The sequence below is a fragment of the Kitasatospora sp. NPDC085895 genome (assembly GCF_040702125.1).
GTDB lineage: Bacteria > Actinomycetota > Actinomycetes > Streptomycetales > Streptomycetaceae > Kitasatospora > Kitasatospora arboriphila.
The window spans coordinates 65,071-87,593 of the sequence record NZ_JBFBJY010000009.1; the positions used below are offsets into that span (position 1 = coordinate 65,071).

At 74.3% G+C, this 22,523-nt stretch carries 18 protein-coding genes; 10 read left to right on the plus strand and 8 right to left on the minus strand.

The features are described 5' to 3' along the window. Window positions 1-266 precede the first annotated feature (266 nt). Window positions 267-2,417, plus strand: coding sequence for a glycosyltransferase (locus tag AB0442_RS08295; protein WP_366161561.1), 2,151 nt, complete (start codon window positions 267-269; stop codon window positions 2,415-2,417). Between the two features lie 115 nt (window positions 2,418-2,532). Here the strand turns inward: AB0442_RS08295 and AB0442_RS08300 are convergent, their stop codons facing one another. Further along, entirely contained in the window at window positions 2,533-3,276 is a 744-nt protein-coding gene (locus AB0442_RS08300) for an alpha/beta fold hydrolase (RefSeq protein ID WP_366161562.1), read from the minus strand. Between the two features lie 103 nt (window positions 3,277-3,379). Between AB0442_RS08300 and AB0442_RS08305 the strand changes: the two genes are divergently transcribed. Beyond that, on the plus strand, window positions 3,380-4,222 hold the full coding sequence (locus AB0442_RS08305; protein WP_366161564.1) for a helix-turn-helix transcriptional regulator: 843 nt from the start codon (window positions 3,380-3,382) through the stop codon (window positions 4,220-4,222). Window positions 4,223-4,276: 54 nt separating this feature from the next. On the opposite strand, the gene AB0442_RS08310 is transcribed toward AB0442_RS08305, so the two are convergent. Continuing rightward, window positions 4,277-4,528, minus strand: a complete 252-nt coding sequence (locus AB0442_RS08310; protein ID WP_363539263.1) for a UBP-type zinc finger domain-containing protein — start codon at window positions 4,526-4,528, stop codon at window positions 4,277-4,279. 204 nt (window positions 4,529-4,732) lie between these two features. Here AB0442_RS08310 and AB0442_RS08315 point away from each other — a divergent pair, with 204 nt between their 5' ends. Both AB0442_RS08315 and AB0442_RS08320 read left to right on the plus strand, forming a co-directional pair. After that, window positions 4,733-4,969 (plus strand): hypothetical protein, encoded by a 237-nt coding sequence (locus AB0442_RS08315; protein ID WP_366161565.1) that lies wholly within the window; start codon window positions 4,733-4,735, stop codon window positions 4,967-4,969. A gap of 84 nt (window positions 4,970-5,053) precedes the next feature. After that, entirely contained in the window at window positions 5,054-5,698 is a 645-nt protein-coding gene (locus AB0442_RS08320; RefSeq protein WP_366161566.1) for a dihydrofolate reductase family protein, read from the plus strand. Between the two features lie 75 nt (window positions 5,699-5,773). On the opposite strand, the gene AB0442_RS08325 is transcribed toward AB0442_RS08320, so the two are convergent. Beyond that, window positions 5,774-6,061, minus strand: a complete 288-nt coding sequence (locus AB0442_RS08325; RefSeq protein ID WP_366161568.1) for a hypothetical protein — start codon at window positions 6,059-6,061, stop codon at window positions 5,774-5,776. A 205-nt stretch (window positions 6,062-6,266) separates the two neighbouring features. Here AB0442_RS08325 and AB0442_RS08330 point away from each other — a divergent pair, with 205 nt between their 5' ends. Continuing rightward, window positions 6,267-6,941, plus strand: a complete 675-nt coding sequence (locus tag AB0442_RS08330; RefSeq protein WP_366161569.1) for a hypothetical protein — start codon at window positions 6,267-6,269, stop codon at window positions 6,939-6,941. A gap of 36 nt (window positions 6,942-6,977) precedes the next feature. On the opposite strand, the gene AB0442_RS08335 is transcribed toward AB0442_RS08330, so the two are convergent. The 3 genes from AB0442_RS08335 to AB0442_RS08345 all read right to left on the minus strand — a co-directional run bounded on the left by AB0442_RS08335 (window position 6,978) and on the right by AB0442_RS08345 (window position 9,859). Beyond that, window positions 6,978-8,585 carry an FAD-binding protein gene (locus AB0442_RS08335; RefSeq protein ID WP_366161570.1) on the minus strand — a complete coding sequence of 536 codons (1,608 nt, stop codon included), beginning with the start codon at window positions 8,583-8,585 and terminating at the stop codon, window positions 6,978-6,980. Between the two features lie 91 nt (window positions 8,586-8,676). Then, on the minus strand, window positions 8,677-9,024 hold the full coding sequence (locus AB0442_RS08340; protein WP_344624911.1) for a hypothetical protein: 348 nt from the start codon (window positions 9,022-9,024) through the stop codon (window positions 8,677-8,679). A 304-nt stretch (window positions 9,025-9,328) separates the two neighbouring features. Continuing rightward, entirely contained in the window at window positions 9,329-9,859 is a 531-nt protein-coding gene (locus AB0442_RS08345; RefSeq protein ID WP_366161571.1) for a hypothetical protein, read from the minus strand. A 12-nt stretch (window positions 9,860-9,871) separates the two neighbouring features. On the opposite strand from AB0442_RS08345, the gene AB0442_RS08350 reads away from it, so the two are divergent. Then, a complete protein-coding gene (locus AB0442_RS08350; RefSeq protein ID WP_366161572.1) occupies window positions 9,872-10,414 on the plus strand; it encodes a helix-turn-helix transcriptional regulator in 543 nt (180 codons plus the stop codon). A gap of 168 nt (window positions 10,415-10,582) precedes the next feature. Here AB0442_RS08350 and AB0442_RS08355 read toward each other — a convergent pair whose 3' ends face one another. Beyond that, window positions 10,583-11,482, minus strand: coding sequence for a phosphotransferase (locus AB0442_RS08355; protein WP_366161573.1), 900 nt, complete (start codon window positions 11,480-11,482; stop codon window positions 10,583-10,585). Between the two features lie 106 nt (window positions 11,483-11,588). Between AB0442_RS08355 and AB0442_RS08360 the strand changes: the two genes are divergently transcribed. The 3 genes from AB0442_RS08360 (at window position 11,589) to AB0442_RS08370 (ending at window position 16,856) form a co-directional block, all read left to right on the plus strand. Continuing rightward, on the plus strand, window positions 11,589-11,858 hold the full coding sequence (locus AB0442_RS08360; protein ID WP_366161574.1) for a transposase: 270 nt from the start codon (window positions 11,589-11,591) through the stop codon (window positions 11,856-11,858). Between the two features lie 827 nt (window positions 11,859-12,685). After that, window positions 12,686-16,762: a Pls/PosA family non-ribosomal peptide synthetase gene (locus AB0442_RS08365; protein WP_366161575.1), complete on the plus strand. Its 4,077-nt coding sequence runs from the start codon at window positions 12,686-12,688 to the stop codon at window positions 16,760-16,762. Then, complete coding sequence (locus AB0442_RS08370) at window positions 16,677-16,856, plus strand: hypothetical protein (RefSeq protein WP_366161576.1); 180 nt, start codon at window positions 16,677-16,679, stop codon at window positions 16,854-16,856. The genes AB0442_RS08365 and AB0442_RS08370 overlap by 86 nt, the downstream gene beginning before the upstream one ends. A 610-nt stretch (window positions 16,857-17,466) precedes the next feature. Here the strand turns inward: AB0442_RS08370 and AB0442_RS08375 are convergent. Continuing rightward, entirely contained in the window at window positions 17,467-18,615 is a 1,149-nt protein-coding gene (locus AB0442_RS08375) for a hypothetical protein (protein ID WP_366161577.1), read from the minus strand. Window positions 18,616-18,798: 183 nt separating this feature from the next. On the opposite strand from AB0442_RS08375, the gene AB0442_RS08380 reads away from it, so the two are divergent. Next, a complete protein-coding gene (locus AB0442_RS08380; protein WP_366161578.1) occupies window positions 18,799-22,467 on the plus strand; it encodes a DUF4132 domain-containing protein in 3,669 nt (1,222 codons plus the stop codon). Window positions 22,468-22,523: the final 56 nt, after the last annotated feature.

A 22,523-nucleotide genomic window follows, 5' to 3' on the forward strand; every position in this document is an offset into this window, starting at 1 on the left:
TACCCTGCACGAAAGGCGTCGCCCGGTGCGCCCAGCCATCTCGTTCCTCGAACGCGGATCGGCGCACCCGCCACAGCCTGACGTGCGCGAGTCAAGCTTCGAAGAGGCCGCTCCCGCACCGGTGTTCGTCGACCGGTCCGGTCCGCGTGGCCGGATGCTGCGGGGCTTCGGCCGGCCGCCGACGTCGCCGCCCGGTACACCCTCCCGCTCGGGCCTGTAGCCCGAGCACCCCTGAACCGCCGCACCACCCATCTCCAGGAGCGCCAATGTCCCGCCACCAGCGCCGCCGGCAGTCCCTGCGGAGGCCGCGCCGACTGGCCGCGCCGCCGTTGCGCTTCTTCATGCCGCTGTCCCTGCTGGCGTGCCTGCTCCTGCTCATCGTCCTGCGCGGCCTGGCCACCAACGAGGTGTTCCACGACGCCCGGATCGCCGACTCGGCCGACCAGACGACCGTGCCGACGAACCTGCTCAAGGGCGGCCCGGTCATCGACGCGCGCGGCGACCGCAACGACGACCCGGTGAGCTACCGCATCCCGGACCGCACCGTGGTGCTCAGCTTCGACGACGGCCCCTCGGCGGAGTGGACGCCGAAGATCCTGGAGATCCTGGAGTCCCGCCACGTCCACGCGGACTTCTTCGTGACCGGCGCCATGACCGCCCGCAACCCGGACCTGATCCGGAAGATCGTGGCGGGCGGCCACGAGATCGGCCTGCACAGCTTCACCCACCCCGACCTGGCGTTCCAGTCGCACGCCCGGATCAGCTGGGAGATGGCCCAGACCCAGCTGGCACTGGCCGGCGTCGCGGGCGTGCACAGCTCGCTGTTCCGCCCGCCGTACTCCTCCAACTCGGCCGCACTGGACGACTGGAGCTACCCGGTCATCAAGTACCTGGGTGCCCAGGGCTACGTCACCGCCTTCATCGACCACGACACCGACGACTGGAAGCGTCCGGGCGTGGACGCGATCGTCAAGGAGGCGGTGCCGGCCAAGCCCGGTGCGGGCGAGCTGATCCTGCTGCACGACGCCGGTGGCGACCGCTCCCAGACCGTCGAGGCGCTCGGCGTGCTCATCGACAAGCTGCAGGCCGACGGCTACCGCTTCGCCACCATCACCGAGGCGCTCGGCGCCTCCAGCGCCACCACGCCGGTGCACGGCTTCCAGCTGTGGGCGGGCAAGGGCTACATCTGGGCCACCCAGCTCGGAGTGAAGACCCTGCCGGTACTGATCGCGATGCTGGCCGTGGTCGGCTTCCTGAACTTCGGCCGGTTCGCGCTGATGCTGGTCCTCGCCCCGATCCACGCCCGCCGCAGCAAGCGGCCGGACCTCTGGGGCGATCCCGTCACCGAACCGGTCACCGTGCTCGTCCCGGCCTACAACGAGCGCGAGTGCATCGCCAACACCCTCAACTCGCTGGCCGCCAGTGACTACCCGATCGAGGTCATCGTCATCGACGACGGCTCCTCGGACGGCACCGCGGACATCGTCGAGGAGATGGACCTGCCGTTCGTCCGGCTCATCCGCAAGGTCAACGGCGGCAAGTCCAGCGCGCTCAACACCGGCATCGCGGCCGCCTCGTACGACATCGTCGTGATGATGGACGGCGACACCGTCTTCGAGCCGTCCACCGTCCGCGAACTGGTCCAGCCCTTCGCCGACCCGGGGATCGGCGCCGTCTCCGGCAACGCCAAGGTCGGCAACCGCGACACCCTGATCGGCTCCTGGCAGCACATCGAGTACGTCCTCGGCCACAACCTGGACCGCCGGATGTACGACATGCTCGGCATCATCCCGACCATCCCCGGCGCGGTCGGCGCCTTCCGCAAGGAGGCCCTGCAGGCGGTCGGCGGGATGAGCGACGACACCCTCGCCGAGGACACCGACATCACCATGGCGGTGCTCTGCGAAGGCTGGCGGGTCGTCTACGCCGAGCGCGCCCGAGCCTGGACCGAGGCCCCCGCCAGCATCCAGCAGCTCTGGTCCCAGCGGTACCGCTGGAGCTACGGCTCGATGCAGGCGATGTGGAAGCACCGCCGCGCCGTCACCGCCGGCGGGCCGGCCGGACGCTTCGGCCGCCTCGGACTGCCGCTCGTGGTGATGTTCGGCGTGGTCGCCCCGCTGCTGGCACCGCTCGTCGACATCTTCCTGCTGTACGGCGTGTTCTTCGCGGACGCCCGGCTGACCCTCACCAGCTTCGGCGGCTTCCTGATGATCCAAGCCGTGCTGTCCTGGTACGCCTTCAAGCTCGACCGCGAGAAGCCCTGGCACCTGATCAGCCTGCCGACCCAGCAGCTGGTCTACCGGCAGCTGATGTACATCGTCCTGCTGCAGTCCGCGATCACCGCGGTGACCGGTGGCCGCCTGCGCTGGCAGAAGCTCCGCCGCACCGGCGAGGTCGCCGTACCCGTGGAGGCGTGACCGCGAGCACTCCCTCCGGCCGATCCGGAGGCCGACGAGTCCTGGGCCGATGGCCTGGTGCGGCTCACTCGGTCCTGTTGACGGTCCGAGAGCGCGGACGCGAAGATTCCGATCATCATGAGGCGCATCGCGAAGTCGCTGTGGGGACCCGGCCCGCCACTGCATCGCCCTCGCCGGGTCCGTCCGCTCCGTCGAGCAGGAGGGCGGCGACCGCCCGCGGGGCCTCGCGCATCGCGTTGTGGGCGGTCGGCAGGTCGTGGACGGTCCATGCCGGGTCGGTGAGCAGCCGGGTGCGCTGGTCGGCGAACGGTGTGCGGTCCTCCCATCCCGAGCAGTGGACGAATTCGCGGCGGGGGACGTCGGCGTGAGCGCCGGTGAGGCGGACCGTCTGCAGGAGGGCGGCGAGCGGGTGGGGGCGGCGGCGGGGGTCGCCGTCCGGCCGCCCCGGGGGTTGGACGGCGTAGCCGGTGGTGGCGGCGCCGGTGACGAACGACTGCCGGTAGCCCTCGTTCATGAGGGACCAGCACGAGTCGCCGTCGCGCGGCACGCAGGCGTCCAGGTACACCAGCCGGGAGACCCGGCCGCCGGCGCGGTCGGCGGCGGCGGTGATCACCATGCCGCCGTAGCTGTGGCCGACCAGCGTCACGTCGTCGAGGTGGGCGCGTTCCAGCAGGCGCAGTACGTCGTCGGTGTGGGTGTCGAGGTTGGCGGTGGCGATCGTGGCGGGGTCGTCGTGGGGGTGCAGGCCGGTCAGGGTCAGGGGATGCACGGTGTGGCCGGCCCCTTCCAGCAGCGGGACCACCGCCTCGAACGCCCAGGAACCGTGCCAGCCACCGGGTACGAGAACGAACGTCGCCATGGGGCTTCCCCTCTCCGCTCGGCGGTGGCACCGGGGGCCACCGCTCATGACGGGAAGTCTCGTCCGCGCGCGTCGTGGCGTGCTGTCGATACGATGCCGTCCGATGCCCGTTCGCCGCCATGCCCGCCCGGACGCCGGCGCCACCTCGCTGACGTGGCCCTCCGGCGGGCGTCACCTGTGGCCCTCGGGCGGCGGCAGCGGAGCGCAGGCGCACGCCCGCGGGCACCTGGTGTACGCGGCCCGTGGTGTCCTGGTACTGCACACCGAGAGCGGGACGTCGATCGTTCCGGCCAACCGCGTCGCGTGGACGCCGGCCGGGTCCACGCACCGGCACCGCGCCCACGGGGAGACGGACATGCGGATCGTCTTCCTGTCGCCGTCGCTGGCCCGGCTGTTGCCCGGGCGTCCGGCGGTGTTCCGCGTCTCCGGGCTGGCGCGGGAGGTCCTGCTCGCCCTGACCGGCCCGCGCGGCGGCGGCCCCGACGACGAAGACGGAGCGGGCGACGGGATCGACGGCGACGGCGGTGGGGCGGTGCCCCGGTACGGCCGCGCCGCGCGTGGACGCCTGCTGCGGGTGCTGGTCGAGGAGCTGCGTGAGGCCGACGAACAGCCGCTGCACCTGCCGCACCCGCGCGACGACCGGCTGCGGGCGATCGAGCGGATCCTGACCCGGACGCCGGACGACACCACCACACTGGCCGGGCTCGGCCGGCAGGTCGGGGCCAGCGCCCGTACCCTCAGCAGGCTGCTGCGCGACGAACTCGGCATGACCTTCTACGAGTGGCGCACGCTGGTGCGGGTGCACCACGCGCTCGTCCTGCTGGCCGAGGGCCACGACGCCACGTACACCGCCCACGCCTGCGGCTGGGCCAACCCCAGCGGCTTCATCGCGGCGTTCACCGACCTCGTCGGCACGACCCCGGGCCGCTACCGGGTCGGCGGCTGACGCGGGGCCGGGGACCGGTCGTTTCCTGCCGATCACCGGGCGGTGCGGTCCCGGTCAGGCGGGGCGCAGGAAGACCTCGTCGGTGTAGCACCAGGCCCAGTCCTCGCCGGGTTCGAGCGAGCGGGCGATGTGGTGTCCGCCGTGGGCACGGGCGTGGCGGTGGGCGTGCTGCCCGGGCGAGCTGTCGCAGCAGCCGACGTGCCCGCAGCTCAGGCAGGCCCGCAGGTGGACCCAGGTACGGCCGGCCCGCAGGCAGTCCTCGCAGCCGGGGGTCGTCCCCGCGGACACCTCCCGAAGCCCGTCCAGATGCCCGCAGGTCCGCTGGACGACCAGGCCCGGATCCACCGCGACGCGCCATTCATGCCGCTCGTTCACGGCACCCACGTTACGCACCGCACCCCCACCGCGCCCCGACGACCGGCACCGGCCGCGCCGCGGCGCAGCGCGGATCGCGATGCTCGAGCGATCCGGGACCGGGCATCACCAGCCCCACCGGCCCCTCGGCCCTGCGTGCAGCGCGTCGAGCGGGAGAAGAACGAAGGCCGCAGTGGTCCTCACCGGGAACCGGCAGCCCTGAGCACCGACCACGCCCAGGCCGGTGCGGTGCTCGCCTCCTGCCGCACGCTGCTCTTCCCGGCGGATCCGCCCGTGCCGTCCGAACGCTCCCGGGCCGGCGTTCTCGACGCGCCGGGGCTGCTGCCGGGCGTCGCCGGGACGCCGACCGCGGCGCAGCGTGGTAATCAGTGACACCTGGGTGCCGTCGCGGCGAGGAGTGCGCCGGTTCCCCGGGTCCGGCCGTCCGGCCGGGACGAACCCTCTTCGGGAGTGGGCATGGGCCTCATCCACATCGAACTGTTCGCGACCCTCGACCTCGTCGGGCAGGCGCCCGGCGGGCCCGACGAGGATCCGGTGGGCTTCCCGTTCGGCGGTTGGCAGGCGCCGTTGATGGACGAGGTCGCCGGGGCGCAGGTCGGTGCCGCGTACGAGGGCACGGACGCCCTCCTGCTCGGCCGGCGGACGTACGACATCTTCGCCGCGTACTGGCCGCATCAGGAGGGCGGCGCGGACGACGGGATCGCCACGCTGTTCAACCGCGTCCCGAAGTACGTGGCCTCCCGTGGCAATCCCGATCTCTCGTGGGCGGGGTCCACCCGGCTCGGGCCGGATCTGGCCGGCGCGGTGCGCGAGGTCCGCGACCGGCACGAGCACGTGAAGGTCGTGGGGAGCCTGAACCTGGTGCAGACCCTCCTGCGCGAGAAGCTCTTCGACCGTCTCGACCTGTGGGTGCATCCCATCGTGCTGGGCGTCGGGAAGAAGGTGTTCGACGGGGGCGCGGTGCCCACGAACCTCACGCTCCTCCGGCCTCCGACAGCCGGTCCGAAGGGCACGGTGTACCTGCGCTACGGGCTCGCCGACGGCACGCCCGCGACGGGCGACATGAGCGCGCCGGATCGCGGTGCGGGTCGCGACGGCTGAGGGAGGCAACAGGCCCCCCACCGGCCGCGGGGCGGGGCCGCACGTCCTCCGTACGGTCCGGACCGGCCTTCGCGGTCAGGAGCCGGGGGTCCAGGCGTTGTGCAGTTCGACGACGTCCTGCGGCGCACCGGTGACCGGGATTCCGGCCTTCTCCAGGAGCGGCATCACCACCTCGCCGAACTCCTCCATCGCCTCCCGGCTCTCCCGGACGTCGTACACCTCCAGCGCCTGGTCGCGGACGAACGCGGCGTGCGACAGGCACCCCTCGAACGGGTTCCCGGGCAGCGCGTGCAGCGCCGCGTTCAGTGCGTCGTGCTGTTCCGCCGTGACGCCCGGCATCCGCCCGTGGACAAGAACCGCCATCACAACCTCCTCTGGAAACGGGCCCGCCCCTGCTCGCCGCCACTCGTGCGGCCGTTCCGATCTCCGGCCGGCACACGGTCGGCGCAACCGCCCGGGGTCGGGCCCCGCGGGCGGCCCGGGGGTGTGCGGTTCCGGGGACGGTCGTGTCGGCCGCGGGCCGTATCGTTGCGGTGATCGTCATCGGATCGCACACACGGGGGCTCACATGACCGTTCACCGGCCGGGACTGCCGGAGGACCTTCCGCCGGCGGAGGAGCTGTGGGCGCGCTGGGCGCTGCTCGCCGCCCTCGAGGCGACCACCGAGCACGAGGAGCGCCCGCCGCGCCACCGGACGGGCCGGTGGCTCGACGACGAGGGCCTCCACTGGGACGACTGCGGCTGCACCTGGTGGGTCATGTCGGCGCGGGGCGACGGCCGGTTCGTGCTGTACGGCGAGGACGAGGCGAGCGACGTCAAGTGGTACGAGCCGGCGATCGACGTGCTGGCGGGCGGCCCGGACTGGCTGCCGTACGAGGAACTGCGGGACCGCCTCGAAGGGTGCGAGATCGGTTGCGTCTACTGGTACGAGAACGGCGCCTGGGCGCGGGCACCGTACCCGGACGACCTCGGCGACGACGGCCTGGACTGCGGCATGGGCGACTTCGTCGACCGCAGCCGGGTGCTGGGCGAACTGGCGAACCGTCTGGACGGCACGGTCGACGGGCCGGGCGCGGACAGCCTGCTGGCCGACGCGGAGGCGTACCGGCTGGCGCCGCACAGGCTGCTGGAGCGGCTGGGCGCGACCGATCGCCACGACGATCCGCTGGACCGGCCGGCCCTCGTCCGGGTGCTGACCCGCGCCGGTCTGACGGGCGGGTTCGCGGGGGCGGACGCACGCTGACGAGCCGCTCGGGCCGTCTCCCGCCCGTGGGCCGTGTCAGCCGCCGAGCGGCACGGCCTGCGGGAACCGGAACAGTCCGTTCGGGTCGTACGTGCGCTTGACGCTCCGCAGCCGGGCCGCGTTCGCCCCGTAGTAGGCCTGCTCCCAGCCGTCCAGGCGGGGGTCGACGTAGTTCTGGTAGGCCTGCCCGCTCGCGTAGGGACGCATCGCCGTCCACACGCCGTCCAGCCAGCTCCAGGAACGGTCGGCGTCGGTGCCGCCGGTCACTCCCGGCGGAAAATTGGCGGTGTACTGCGCGGTGAAGAGGCCGTCGCGGTGGACGAAGGCGGTGTCGCCCGCACCCACCCGGTTGATCGCGCCGCCCAGGGCGTCGAACGCCACCCCGGCGCTGCCGCCCTGCGGGCCGGTGCGCGGGTAGCGTTCGACCGCGGCGACCAGGGCCCGGGCGCCGGCGTCGTCGATCGGCCGGGTGAAGACGTCGGACTTGGCGCCGTACGACTCCCGGGGCACCCGTCCGGCCGGGTCCTGGCCGGGCAGGCTGCCCGGCAGGTGCGAGGCGGCCTGCGAGTACCCGGAGACTCCGCCCATCGCCTGCATGGTCGCCAGGTAGGACGCCGCGTGCAGCCTCGGCGCGGCCGGGGCGACCGCCAACCGGTCGATCAGGTCGGCGAGTTCGTCCTTCGGGCCGAGGTAGGTGACGGTGCTGCCCAGTTGGGTCCGGCCGTCCGCCCACACCAGCAGGTGCAGGTCCGCCCAGAGCGCGTCCGGCGCGGTGGGCGCCCAGGCCTGCCAGGCGGCGATGACGGCCACCGCCTTGGACCACGGCCAGCTCAGGAAGGCGTACGAGCAGTCCGCGGCGGGGTGCGTGCGGAAGGAGAACGAGGTGACGATCCCGAAGTTGCCGCCGCCACCGCCGCGCAGCGCCCAGAAGAGATCGGGCTCGGACGAGGCGTCGACCGTCCGGATCCGGCCGTCGGCCGTCACCACCTCCGCCGCGGTGAGGCTGTCGCAGGTCAGTCCGTAGGCCCGGCCCGTGACGCCGATCCCGCCGCCGAGGGTGAGGCCCGCGACCCCGACCGTCGGGCAGCTCCCGGCGGGCACCGTGACCCCGGCGGCGGCCAGCCCGGTGTACACGTCGATGAGCCGTGCCCCGGCGCCGACCCGTGCCCCGGTCGCGTCCCCCGACACCCCGGCCAGCCGGCTCACGTCGATCACCAGCCCGCTCCCGGAGGACCAGCCGGCGTAGCTGTGCCCGCCGCTGCGCGCGGCCACCGGCAGCCCGTACCGGCGTGCGAAGGCCAGGCAGGCGGCCACGTCCTCGGCGTGGCCCGGGTAGGCGACGCCCTGGGGCCGGAGCGTGTCGTACTGCGGCTGGAACAGCCGGCCGGCCGCGGCGTAGCGCGCGTCGCCGGGGCGGATCAGCTGCCCGTCCAGGTCCTGGGCCAGCCCCGCCCAGTCGGCGGGCTTCGGCGAGCCGGGGGACGGGGACACGCTCACGGGGGCCGACGGCGCGGCCCCGGTCGAGCCCGTCGCCCGCGGCGAGCCCTGCGGCCCCGCCCCACCGCCCGAACACCCGGCGAGGCCGGCCGCACCCAGCACGCCGGCCGCCAGGACGGCCCGGCGGGAGACGGTCCGCTCCTCCATGTGCCGACTCCCCTCTCTCGACCTCGGGTCTTCGCCGTGAGGTGCCCGCCGACGCCGTCGGCCGCCACCGGCGCGTCGCCGCACGGAACCGTCAGGCCTCGGGATCGGCGACGGCCGCGGCCCGCAGCAGCGTCACTTCAGCCTCCAGCTCGGCGACCCGCGCCTCCAGCCGGCTCACGTCCCGGAGGGCGTCGCGGCGTCCCTCCTTGTTGCGCTTGGCCACATCGCTCAGGGTGTCCACCCGGTCCGCGAAGGCATCGCGTTCGTCGGCGATCGGCTGCACGACCTGGACCGCGACCACCTCGGCGATCCAGTTCACCCACGCCGCGATGTGCCGCTCCCCCTCGGAGTCCCGGAGCACGGCACCGTGCAGCCCCGTGACCATGGCCGGGCCGATGGCCTCGGCGATGCGCGCCTGCGGACCGAGCGGCTCGGACACACCTGCTCCTGACGGTGGGAGGGACGGACGGCCGCCGGAAGGCGGCTCGCCACAGATTCTCCCACGCACCGCGCCTCCCCCCGCCCCTGCCCGCCTCTGCCCGGTGGCCCGCGCACGTCCCGCGCTGCCACCCCCCGTGACTCCCCTCCCGCCGAGCCAGGGGGGACAGGCGGACCGGCGGACCGGCGGACCGGCGGTGGAGCCTGCCGCCGGCGAATCCGACCTGCGCGGCGTGGCGCCGGGCCGGAGGGGCGGGAAAGGGGACGTCCGGTCTGTGGACCGGACGCCCCTGGCCGGGTGCGGGTTACCGGGCGGTGGGGAGCTTGGCGGTGAGGCTGGTGGGGACGCTGACCACGTCGTTGAGGCTGAGCTTGCCCGGGCCGAAGTCGGCGGCGGTCAGCGCCTTCTTGCCACCGTTGTTGACGCACTGCCAGACCGTGGCGCTGTCGGGCGACAGCAGCAGGGTGCCGTCGCTCGGCGCGGTCCTGGCCACGGCGGTGGCCTCCCAGGCACCGGGGACGGGGGTCAGCGGACGCTTGTCGTAGCCCAGGCCGGTGTAGTCGGCGTAGCCGAGGGGGACGGCCATGCCGCCGGCCATCACGTACACGCTCGGGTCGGCGCCGGAGGCGTTCTTGACGACGGTGCCGTCGGCCACCGGGCGGGCGACCGCGGTGGCGAGCCAGGCGCCGGGGACGCCCATCAGGGTGTGGGTGTTGTAGCCGTCGGCGCCGAACACCGCACCGCCCACGGACAGCGCCTGCTCGGCATGGACGCCATCCAGACGCGGCTCGAACAGATGGGCCGCGACGCCTGAACCGAGGTCCTGGGCGTCCACCCCGGCTCCGCCATGCGGCCCGAGGACCTCGCCGCCGGACGGCCCGCCAACGCCGACGCCATGGCCCGCGGCGTCACCATCAAATCCCTCTACCAGGACGCCACCCGCAACGACCCCCACACCACCGCCTACGCCCACTGGCTCCTCAGCCTCGGCAGCGAGGTCCGCACCGCCCCCGTCCTCCCCCAGCGCCTGATCATCGTGGACCGCACCCAGGCCCTCGTCCCCGTCGACCCCGCCGACACCCGCAAGGGCGCCCTCCACGTCACCGAGCCCGGCATCCTCACCGCCCTGCTCGACCTGTTCGACCAGGCCTGGCACACCACCGTCCCCCTCGGCGCGACCCGCCCCACCGACCCCACCAGCGGCCTGACCGGCACCGAACGCGAACTCCTGCGCCTCCCCGCCGCCGGCCTCACCGACGACGGCGCCAGCCAGCGCCTCGACATCTCCTCACGCTCCGTCAGCCGCCACATGTCCTCCCTCATGGAACGCCTCAACGCCACCAGCCGCTTCGAAGCCGGCATCAAAGCCGCCCAACAGGGCTGGCTCTGACCGCACCCACCAGCCACCGGGGGCGCCCGGGCACGGACCGGCGACCTCCGGCGGACCGGCCCGACGGACTCGGCCCCGCCCCGCACTGCTCGCGGGGCGGGACCGTACTCGCTGCGCCGACCGGGCCTTGCGCACCCCGCCGACGGACAGACCGACCGGACGGGCCTCTCAGCGGCCGTTCAGGACACGATCGAGCGCCGACCGGCCTGCGGGCCGCCACTCCGGCTTGCCGCCGGGCAGGCCGCGGTCCCCGTTCTGGCCCATCAGCATCAGGAAGAGGCTCTTCATCGCGGCCAGCCCGCGCGCCCGTCGCACCGCCGCCGCATCCGCTCGCCCGTAGCCGTCGAAGAACCGTGCGGCGCAGCCTGCGGGGAGCAGCAGCCAGGCAGCCGCGAGGTCCCACGCCGGGTCGCCGGCGAAGAGCGCGCCGAAGTCGACGACGCCCGCCAGGGTGCCGTCCGCGACGACGACGTTCGCAGGATGGAGGTCGCCGTGCACCCACACCGGCGGGCCCTCCCACGCAGGGGCCGCCACCGCGTCGTCCCACACGGCCCGAACGTCGTCCTCGGAGACGGGACCGAGGTCCACGGCCCGCAGGAAGTGCTCGAAGCCGTCCGTGCAGTCCTTGGGGTGAGCGCCGAAGTCCGAGGCCGTGGGCGCGTCGGCGGGGGCCTCCACGTGCAGGGCCTTGAGGAAGGCCGCCAGACCGTCGGCCGCGTGGTCGCCGCGGGTGATGGAGCCGTGGTCCAGCGGCGTGCCCTCGACCCACGTCATGACGGTCCAGATCTTCGGGAACCGCTCGGACGGTGCACCGTCGCGCACCGGTGTCGGAATCGGAAGCGGCAGGCGCGAGGCCAGCACCGGCAGCCAGCGACGCTCCTTGAGCTGGAGCTCGGGCGAGTCGTCCATCCGCTGCATCCGGACGGTCAACTCGCCCCCGAGCCGCCACATCTGGTTGCCCCAGCCACCCGCCACCTCACGGATCGGCAACTCGGCCAGGTCCGGATGCTGTTCCCGCAGCAGGGCGCGGACCAGATCCTCGCTGACCTCGATCTCGGATTCGACCACGAGCAGTCACAGTAGTCGGTCCGGGCAGCGCGGGCCCGCTCTCCGGGGGATCCAGCTTCGCCGACTCGGGCCTACCATCGCCCGACTACGCGATGTCCTCGAGCGATTGACACAAGCCGGGAACTGGCGGCCGGGCGACCCGGAAATCCTGATCATGACGGACTCCGGCTACGACATCGTCTACCTCTCCCACGCTCTCGCGGACCTGCCGGTCGTGCCGGTCGTGCCGGTCGTGCCGGTCAGACGCCTGCGCCCGGACCGCGTCAGGCCCTGCGACCCGGGGCCCGCACGCTCCACCCCGAGGGGCGGGCGCCCGCGTCGGCACGGCGGCGTCCTCACCTGCGCAGGTTCGCCCTGGAACACACCTTCCGCCTGATGAAGCAGACGCTCGGCCGGACCGCCCCGAAGATCCGCCACGCCGACGGTGCCGACCTGTGGACCTGGCTCATCATCGCCGTCCGCACCCGACTCCGGCTTGCCCGGCCGCTGGCCGAGGACCTCCACCACCCTTGGCAACGACCTGCTGCAGAGCCACCCACCGGGGGCGGCGGCATGAGTCCGACCTCCGGCATCAGCTGCCCCCCCGCACACCGCTGCGCCGCTTCCCGGACCGGGAGATGTCCGCCGGCCCCGAGCCGCTGCGGGAGAACTCCCGCGCCCGCTACGCCACCGAGCCCGTGCTGATGCCGCCCACCGGCGCGCGCTCCGCCCCTCGCCGGGCCGGGCCGGGCCGACCGGTTCCGCCGGAACGGCTGATTCCCCGCCATGCCTGCCCGAGCGCCGCCGGAACGCCTCTCACATCCTCCATCGGCACAACGCGCCGAAACTTTATCTCTGGTTTAACCGGCTTCCATTCACGGCCCGGATCGACCACGCACTGAACCTGCGCGAGAAATACGTACACCCATTTGGATTCCCGCGCCGGTAGCCCGCCCCGCGGCGCAGTACTCTCATGATTTGGCGGCCGTCACCTGCGGATTCGGCCCGACGTCGCGCATGGCCGCGACCCTCGCACAGCGCTTTCGAGACTGCGGATGAGAATTTCCTTTGACCTCGCCCGTCTCGCATCCACTCGCCACTGGAGCACCCCGTGGTGAATGGGAACGTAATCAATCCGAGATCGTCGCACACCCTCATTCCCGTGCGGGGGAGTGCCCTACCCGCGTCGTACTCAGCAGTACACGGAACCGAGGAAGAGACCTTATGGACACACGCGAGAACCCGGCGGGCGTGAACACGCTGAGCCGACCCTCGCCGGGCACCGGCGCCGGTTGGCCGGTGGCCGCGGCGCCGGAGGCCCGTAGCCTGTTCGACATCATCTCCGCCACCGCCGACGCCCATCCGGACGCGCCGGCGCTGGACGCCGGTGGCACGGTGCTCGACTACCGCGCGCTGCTACGCGCCGTCGACGAGTTCGCCGAGCGGCTGACCGGTTACGGCATCGGCACCGGCGACCGGGTCGGCATCCGGGTGCCCTCCGGCACCGCCGACCTCTACGTCGCCATCCTGGCCGCGCTGCGCGTCGGGGCCGCGTACGTACCGGTGGACGCCGACGACCCGGACGAGCGGGCCGCACTGATCTGGCAGGATTCGCAGGTGGGTGCCGTGGTCGGGGCGAACGGGCAGCTCGCCCCCGGCACGCGGCCGGCGTCCGGCGCCGTCCCGGGCCCCCTCCCGGCCCCGCCGACCCCGGCCGACGACGCCTGGATCATCTTCACCTCCGGCACCACCGGCCGCCCCAAGGGCGTCGCCGTCACCCACCGCAACGCCGCCGCCTTCGTCGACGCCGAGGCCCGGCTCTTCCTGCGCGAGCGCCCGCTCGGCCCCGGCGACCGGGTACTGGCCGGTCTGTCCGTCGCCTTCGACGCCTCCTGCGAGGAGATGTGGCTGGCCTGGCGGCACGGCGCCTGCCTCGTCCCCGCTCCCCGATCCCTGGTGAAGGCCGGCACCGACCTCGGCCCCTGGCTGGTGGAACGCGGGATCACCGTCATCTCCACCGTCCCCACCCTCCTCGCGCTCTGGCCCGAGGAGTGCCTGGACGCCGTCCGGCTGGTGATCGTCGGCGGCGAGGCCTGCCCGGCCGACCTGGTCGAACGCCTGGCCGCCCCGCACCGGGAGTTCTGGAACACGTACGGGCCCACCGAGACGACCGTGGTGGCCACCGCCGCCCGCCTGCTTCCCGGGCAGCCGGTGCGGATCGGCGCCCCGCTGGACGGCTGGGAGATCGCCGTCGTGGACGCCGCGGGCCGGCCGGTCGGCTGGCACGGGACCGGCGAGCTACTGATCGGCGGCGTCGGCACCGCGCGCTACTTGGAGGCGGCCAAGGACGCCGAGAAGTTCACCGCCGATCCGCACCTGCGCTCCGAACGCGTCTACCGCAGCGGAGACCTGGTGCGCAACGAACCCGAGGGCCTGATCTTCGTCGGCCGCGCCGACGAGCAGGTCAAGCTGGCCGGCCGGCGGGTCGAGCTCGGCGAGGTCGACGCCGCGCTCCAGGCGCTGCCGGACGTCCGGGCCGCCGCCGCGGCCGTGCGGACCACCCCGGCCGGCGGCCAGCTGCTGGTCGGCTACCTCGTGCCGCAGGCCGACACCGAGCTCGACCTCGTCGCCGCCCGCGCCACCCTGCTGGAACGGCTGCCGCAGTCGCTGGTCCCCGTCCTGGCCGTGCTGGACGAGCTGCCCACCCGCACCTCCGGCAAGGTCGACCGGGCCGCCCTGCCCTGGCCGCTCACCACCGGCCCGCAGCCGGGCACCGGCCCGCGCCCCGCCGACACCGCCGGCTGGCTCGCCGAGCAGTGGGAAGCCCTGCTCGGCCTGCCGGTCGGCGCCGACGGGGACTTCTTCGCCCTCGGCGGCACCAGCCTGGCCGCGGCGAAACTGGTCTCCGCGCTGCGCGCCCGCTACCCCGGCGTCTCCGTCGCGGACCTCTACGCCCACCCCACCCTGCTCGATCTCGCCGCCCGACTCGACGAGTTAGGCACCGGGCCGCGCGAGCACCGCCAGGTGCGCCGCACCCCGCTGCGCGCGGGCGTCTGGCAGACGCTCGTGCTGGCCGCGCTGTTCACCGTCGTCGGGCTGCGCTGGGTGCTCACCCTCGCCGCGCTCGACAACCTGACCGACGGCACCCTGCGGCGGGCCCCGCACACCCCCTGGTGGCTGGTCATCACCGGCCTGCTGCTGCTCTCCAGCGCCCCCGGTCGCCTGCTGCTCGGCAGCGCCGCCGCCCGGCTGCTCACCGCCGGCCTCAGGCCCGGCAGCTACCCGCGCGGCGGCGCCGTGCACCTGCGCCTGTGGGCGGCCGAGCGCACGACCACCGCCTTCGGCGTGGTCGGCCTGACCGGCACCCCCTGGGCCCGGCACTACGCGCGGGCCCTCGGCTGCGAGGTCGGCAAGGGCGTCGAGCTGCACGCCCTCCCGCCGGTGACGGGCCTCGCCCGGCTCGGCGCGGACTGCAGCGTCGAACCCGAAGTCGACCTCGCCGGCTGGTGGTTGGACGGTGACGTGCTTCGCCTCGGCGCGATAGAGATCGGCGAGGGCGCCCGCGTCGGCACCCGGTCCACCCTCATGCCCGGCGCGCACGTCGGCGCCGCCGCCGACGTCGCCCCCGGCAGCTGTGTCCTCGGCACCGTACCCGCCGGCGCGCACTGGCACGGCTCCCCGGCCCGCCCCAGCACCGAACCGCGCCCCGACTGGCCCACGCCGCATCGCCACCACTACCGCCGCTGGGACCTCGCCTACGGTGCGGGGCTGCTGGTGATCGGCCTGTTGCCCGTACTCTCCTCCCTCCCCGCGCTCGCCGTCCTCTACCCGCTGATCGACACCGACCCCACCCTCGGCACCGCGCTGATCCGGCTCCTGCCCTCCACCGTGCTGTTGATCGCCATCACGCTCATCTGCTACGCCACGCTGCTGGCCCTGCTGATCCGCGTCCTCAGCCGTCCGATCCGCCCGGGCTTCCACCCGGCACAGGGCAGGGTGGCCTGGTGCGTGTGGGCCGTCAGCCGGCTGTCCGACACCGCGCGCCGCTCGCTCTTCCCGTTCTACGCAAGCCTGTTGACGCCCGTCTGGCTGCGGCTGCTCGGCGCCAGGGTGGGCCGCCGCGTCGAGGCCTCCACCGTGCTGGCGCTGCCCGGGCTGATGCGGGTGGACGACGGAGCGTTCCTCGCGGACGACACGCTGATCGCGCCGTTCGAGGTGCGCGGCGGCTGGCTGCGCATCGCACCCGCGCGGGTCGGGCGGCGCTCGTTCGTCGGGAACTCCGGCATCGTCGGCCCCGGCCGCACCCTCCCCGACGACGCGCTGGTCGGCGTCCTCTCCGACGCCCCCGCGCGCAGCGAGCCCGGCTCCTCCTGGCTGGGCCGCCCCGGCATCGCCCTGCCCCGGGTGGCGGACGCCGTCGAGGAGAGCCGCACCTACGACCCGCCCCGGCGGCTGGTGTTCGCCCGGGCCGCCGTCGAGCTCGGCCGCTTCATCCCGCTGGTCATCACCGCCGTGCTCGCCGACCTCGTCTTCGGCGCTCTCCAGACCCTGCGCGACCGGGACGGCCTCGCCCTCACGCTGGCCGGCGCCGGGCTGGTGACGGCCGGTGCCTCGCTCGCCGCCTGCCTGCTCACCACCCTCGCGAAGTGGCTGCTGGTCGGCCGCTTCAAGGCCGCCGAACACCCGCTCTGGTCCAGCTTCGTGTGGCGCAACGAGCTCTACGACACCTTCGTCGAGGAGCTCGCCGTACCCTGGGGCGGCCAGATCCTGCTCGGCACCCCGTACCTCAACCTCTGGCTGCGCAGCCTCGGCGCCGACATCGGTCGCGGCGTGTGGTGCGAGACGTACTGGCTTCCCGAGAGCGACCTGGTCACCGTGGAGGCGGGTGCGAACGTCAACCGCGGCACGGTGCTGCAGACCCACCTGTTCCACGACCGGGTCATGCGTCTGGACGCCGTCCGGCTCCGGGCCGGCGCCACCGCCGGCCCGCACTCGATCGTTCTGCCGGGTACCACCGTAGGACCGGGCACCACGATCGGTCCGGCCTCGCTCGTCATGCGCGGCGAGGAGGTCCCGGACGGCACCCGCTGGCTGGGCAACCCGATCGCCGCCTGGCCCACCGAGCACGCCGAACCCGCGGATCCCCGCCCTCGCCGCCTGCCCGGGCCTGATCGCGACCGCGGCCGCGACGGCCGGCCGCTCCGCCTTCACCCCGGTGCGCGCCATCAGCCCGGGCATCGCCGCCACCGGCAACGCGATCACCGCCGCCCTGCTCAAGTCCGCCAGCGGGACGTTCTCTGACCGCGTCACGGCGGCCTTCCTCACCGCGTGGCAGACCTACGGCTTCGCCCTCACCGGCATCGCCGCCGTCCTGCTGCTGGAGAACGCCCTCTGAGGTGTCCCCCCGGTGCGCCGAACTCTTCCGGCAGCCACCTCGTGCGTGCCGGCTGCTCATCCGGGGTGGGCCGGCCCGGGTGGACCCGGGCGGAACGAGCGAAGCCATGAGCAGGCGTCCCAGTCCCGCACGGCCGGGGTGCAACCCGTCGACCGCGAACCGGGTCGGCGTTTCCGACTGCCGGAGCGACGAGGGAGAAGGGAGAGCCCGATGACGGTCGGTTCCAGAGGCAACTGGGCGGCGTACCAGGCCAACGGCGTCACGGTGCACATGAACCTGGACCAGGACCAGGCATCAACAACCGGGAAAACACGGCTACTTGGTTCTCGGACCCCTTGCCCGCGATGGTGTGGGAGACCGTTGCTCTGACGGTCCCGGCGAGCGTGGGTCCGGGATCGTCGACTGGGTCGGGTGACCCTTCTGGCCGGCCGGCCGCGGAAACGGGGCCTCCCCCACAGCTCGTGGAGGTGGCGGACCCGACCGGCCGACAGCCGGGCCGTGTTCGGCAGGCAGGGGCCGGGGGCGGAATCCCTTCACACCCCCGGCCCCTGCCGCCTGGTGGCGTCCGCCTGTGGAGCGGGCAGTGACGACGACCGCGCCCCGGACCGGGTCAGTGGTAGGCGGCGTCCGTGTTCTTGGTCGGGCGCTCCTCCGGCGGCAGCGGCTTCAGCCCGGCCTTCGTCACCGCGACCGCGCGGGCCGCGTGGAACGCCTCGACCGGATCGCCCTGGTCCGCCCAGACCTCGGCGCCGCACCAGCGGCCGATCAGCCGGAACTGCTCGACCGCCGCCTCGTACATCGCGGCCTCGCCGAGGTGGTACGCCAGCAGCTGCCGCAGGCCGGGCAGCTTGTCGTTGCCGGCCGGCACCTCGGCCAGCGCGTCCGCCACCGCCCACAGCCGCTGTCGCGCCTCGGGGCCGATCGGGAGGGCGGAGCGGCGCTCCCGGAGCTCCGACAGGGCGTGCAGGTAGATGCCCGCGAGGGGGCTGCCGACCGGTGCGCCGTCCATGGCGCGCTCGGCGAACTCCATCATCTGCTTGTTGGATCCGAACCACTTGGCGCACCAGTACTGCATGCCCTGCCAGTGGCCCTCGTAGTGGTGCGGGGCTCGGGCGACGAGCCCGGCCCACAGCGGCCGGAAGCGGTCCGGCTGGTACTGCGCGCCGCGCGCCGCCGTCACCATGACCACCCACGGACCGGGGTTCTCCGGCGCCAGTCGGGTCGCCCGCTGCGCCGCCTCGATCGCCGCGGGGAGCAGCGCCCGGAACTCCGCCATCCGCTCCGCCGGTACCTCGCGGGCGTACCCCGAGCCGCGCACCGCCCAGGCGCGGTGCACCATCAGGTCCGCCTCCAGGGTGGCCGCGTCGCAGTCGCCCGGGTCCGCGTCGCGCCACTTCGTCAGCCACGCATCGTCCTCGCGGGCGATCGCCCGCAGCAGCTCGAAGCGGTTCCAGTGCTCGTCCCAGTCGGTGCCGGCCGCCTTGATGTACGCGGCGGCCGCCCGCCAGTCGCCGCCCCAGACGGTGTTCGCCAGCTCCTGCGACTCCTCGCGCGCCCGCTCGCTCTGCGGCGGGCCGGACCGGCGCGCATCCAGCGCCTCACGCGGCACCAGGCCGTACGCGGCGGCGTCGAAGGACACCGGCGCCCGCCGGGCGGGGGCCGACGCCGCCGGGGAGGAACTGCCGCCGGAGCCGCTCCGCATGCTGCGGACCACGGCGAAGATCAGGAAGATGACGAGTGGGGCGATGATGTGTGTCACGCGCGGAGATGATCCCGACTCGAACAGCCGGCGGCAACTGCGTTTCCCGTCCGCCTCTGTGACAGCCCCGCACCGTTGCGACGGACGGCGTTCCCGTGGCGGGGCTGAGCCCGGCGGACGGCCTGTCGGTGGGCATGGCTACTGTTCCTCCCCTGATCAACCGTTCGAGGAGAGGGCGGAGCTGTGCGGCGCTGGGAGTTCGTCGAGGGTGGCTCGGACAAGTTCTGGGAGGCCGCGGTCGACGGTGTTGTGGTGACCGTGCGCTACGGCCGGTCCGGCACCGACGGGCGGGAGCAGAGCAAGGAGTTCCCGACCGCGGAGGCGGCGCAGGCGCACTTCGCCAAGACGGTCGCCGAGAAGGAGCGCAAGGGCTACCGCGAGGCCACCGCCGGTGCGGCGCCCGTCGCCCCGGAGGCCCCGGACTCCCCCGCCGGCGCCCCGAACCCCCCGGACTCACCCGCGACCGCGGACCTCCCGGGCACCGCGGACGCCCCGCTCGACGAGGACACCTTCGTCCTGCCGGACGCCTGGCGGCGGATCCTGGTCCCCCGCCGCGGCGGCGTCGCCCGTGCGACGACCGCGCCGACGCGGAACGCACCGGCGAAGCTCAGCGCCCTGATCGCGGAGCGGGCGGAGTGGGTGGAGCAGGCGCTCGCCTCCTCGCACAGCGATGCCGACCTGGTCGCGGCCGCCCGCACGCACCTGGGCGGCGTCACCGACGCGCGCGGTGCCGCGGTGGTGGCGGCGCTGGTCGCCGACTCCCCGGAGGGCTACCGCCGGGCGGTGGACGGCTGGGTGGTGGAGCACGGCCTGCCGTTCGCGGCCCGGGCGGTGGTCGAGCTGCTGGAGGTCTCGGTGACCTCGGACTCGTCCAACTCGCGCCGGTTCAATCCGCGGGTCAAGGCGGCCGAGCACCGGCACCGGGCGTCGGTGGCGCACCGCCCGGCCCTGGACCGCGTCCGCGCCCTGCTGGCGGTCTGCGACGAGGAGACCCACGCCGCCGTGGTCGAGGCCCTGGCCGGCTGCCGGCGGGAGCTGCCGCGCCTGGTGGCGGCGGTGTACCTGGTGCCGTCCGAGACGGCCTGGGCCGAGGAGTGCGTCCGCGCGTCCGGGGGGCTCGACACGACCGCGTGGTCGATGCTGCTCTGCTCGCTCTCCTCGGCCGAGCCGCTCGAGGAGCTGGACCGCCTGCCGGGCCTCGGCTGGGACGGCTGGTCGGCGGAGGTCATCGCCACCGTCGCGGAGGGGCTCGGCAGTGGCGCCGCGCCGCTGCTGCTGCACGCCCTGGCCCACGACTACCTCTACAGCGACCGGCGCAAGCAGTTGCTGGCCGCGCTCGCCGAGCTGCCGTCCGACGACGCCTTCCGCGGCCTGCTGACCCATCAGGGCGACGACAAGGCGGCCCGCGGGGCCCTGGTGGCGTCGGTCCGCCGCTACCCGCGCCGGGCCGTCCGGCTGCTCTCCGAGGCCGCGGCGACGTCCGCCGATCCGGCCGCCCGGCAGCTCGCCGGCCGGCTCCTCGCCGCACACGTCTCCGCCCACCGTGCGATCGCGCTGGAACTGCTGCCGGAGCTGACGCCGGAGCAGGCCGCCGTCGTGCAGCCGCTCACCGAGGTGGCCGACCGGGTACCGGACGTCCCGGTCGCCTCGCTGCCCGAGCTGTTCACCAGCCCGCCGTGGACCAGGCCGCGCTCCACCGCCAAGCCGCGCGTACTGACCGGCCTCACTGCGCCGAACAGGCCTGACGGGCCGCAGCTGCGCTGGCTGCCGGGCGAGCAGGACGCCTGGGCGATCTCCGAGTCCTGGTACGCGCGCTGGTCGGACGGCGACTGGCAGCGGATCGCCGACACGATGCGGGCCGTGGCCGAGCGGCCCGGCGACCCCCGGCACCACTCCAACCGGCACGAGGAGCTGGGGCTGTTCGCGTACGGCGACGAGGAGCTGGGCCGTCCGCTGATCGCGGGGTGGCGCGGTGGCGATCACATCTGGGACGCCGTCGGCGCGCTGCGCCGGGTCGCCGCCCGCTTCGGGACGGACGCGCTGGAGCCGGTGCTGGCCGCCGCGCAGCACAACCCGGCCGCCCACGCGTCGCTGCTGCTGCCGTACCTGGACGGCCGGGTGGCCGCGACCATGGCGGACTGGCTGGTGCGCCTCAAGTCGGCCGGGGACACCGCCCGTGCCTGGTTCGGCCGGCACGGGCTGGACGCCGCGCGGCTGCTGGTGCCCGCCGCGGTCGGCAAGGTCGGCGCGGCCCGGCGCAGCGCCGAGCACGCCCTGCGGCTGATCACTGCCGCGCACGGCGCCCCGGCGGTGTGCGCGGTCGCCGGTGAGTACGGTCCGGACGCGGCGGAGGTGGTGGACGTGCTGCTGTCCGCCGACCCGCTGGTGAACGCGCTGCCGGCGAAGCTGCCCCGGCCCGGCGACTGGGCGGAGCCGATGATGCTGCCGCAGCTGCTGGTGCGCGGCGGCGGGGGCGCGCTGCCGCCCGAGGCGGTGCGGCACGTGCTCACCGTGCTGGCGCTGTCCAAGCCGGGGGCGTTCTACCCGGGCCTGGAGCAGGTGGCGGAGGTGTGCGAGCCGGAGTCGTTGACGGCCTTCGCCTGGGCGGTGTTCGAGCAGTGGCGGCTGGCCGGCATGCCGTCGCAGGACGGGTGGGCGCTGCACGTGCTCGGCCGGCTCGGCGACGACGGGACGGTCCGCCGGCTGACGCCGGTGCTCCGGGCGTGGCCGGGCGAGGGGGCGCACCACCGGGCGGTGGACGGTCTGGAGGTACTGGCCGCGATCGGCAGCGACGTCGCCCTGCTGCACCTGCACGGCATCGCGCAGCGGGTGAAGTTCAAGGCGCTCAAGGCCCGGGCGCAGGAGAAGATCGCCGAGGTGGCGGCCGGGCTCGGCCTGTCCGGGGAGCAGCTTTCCGACCGCCTGGTGCCGGACTTCGGGCTGGACGCCGACGGCACCACCGTCGTCGACTACGGCACCCGCACGTTCACCGTCGGCTTCGACGAGCAGCTCAAGCCGTACGTGCTGGACGCGGACGGCGCCCGCCGCAAGGACCTGCCGGTGCCGGGGGCGCGGGACGACGCCGAGTTGGCGCCGGCCGAGCGCAAGCGGTTCGCCGCGTTGAAGAAGGACGTCCGCACGGTGGCGGGGGACCAGATCCGCCGGCTGGAGGACGCGATGGTCACCCGGCGGTCGTGGACGGCGGAGGAGTTCGACCAGCTGTTCGTCGGACATCCGCTGCTGTGGCACCTGGTGCGCCGGCTGGTGTGGCTGGCCGAGGCGGACGGCGTCACGACGGCGTTCCGGGTCGCCGAGGACCGCACGCTGGCGGACGTCCGGGACGAGGTGTTCGCGCTGCCGTCGGGGGCGACCGTCCGGCTGGCCCATCCGCTGCTGCTCGGCGACGACCTCGGCGCCTGGTCGGAGCTGTTCGCCGACTACGAGATCCTGCAGCCGTTCCGTCAGCTCGGCCGACAGGTGTACGCGCTGAGCGACGAGGAGCGCGCCGGTCACCGGCTGGCCCGCTTCGAGAACGGTCCGGTGCTGCCGACCGCCCGGCTGGTCGGCATGGAGCGGCGCGGCTGGCAGCGCGGCGCGCCGCAGGACGCGGGTGTGGAGCGCTGGTTGTCCCGCCGGGTGGGCCCCGACCGCTACGTGGTGCTCGCCCCGGAGCACGGCATCGCGGTCGGCATGCACGACGTGTATCCGGAGCAGCGGGTCGAGACCGTGTGGCTCGACATCCGCCCGGGCGACTACTGGTCCCGCGACCGGACGTTCCCGACCTTCGCCGAGCTCGACGCGGTGACCGCCTCCGAGGTGATCGCCGACCTGACCGAGCTGACCGCGCCGTGAACCCGCCCGCCGCCACCGAGAGCTGCACCCCCGCCGACACCTGCACCGACAGCCGC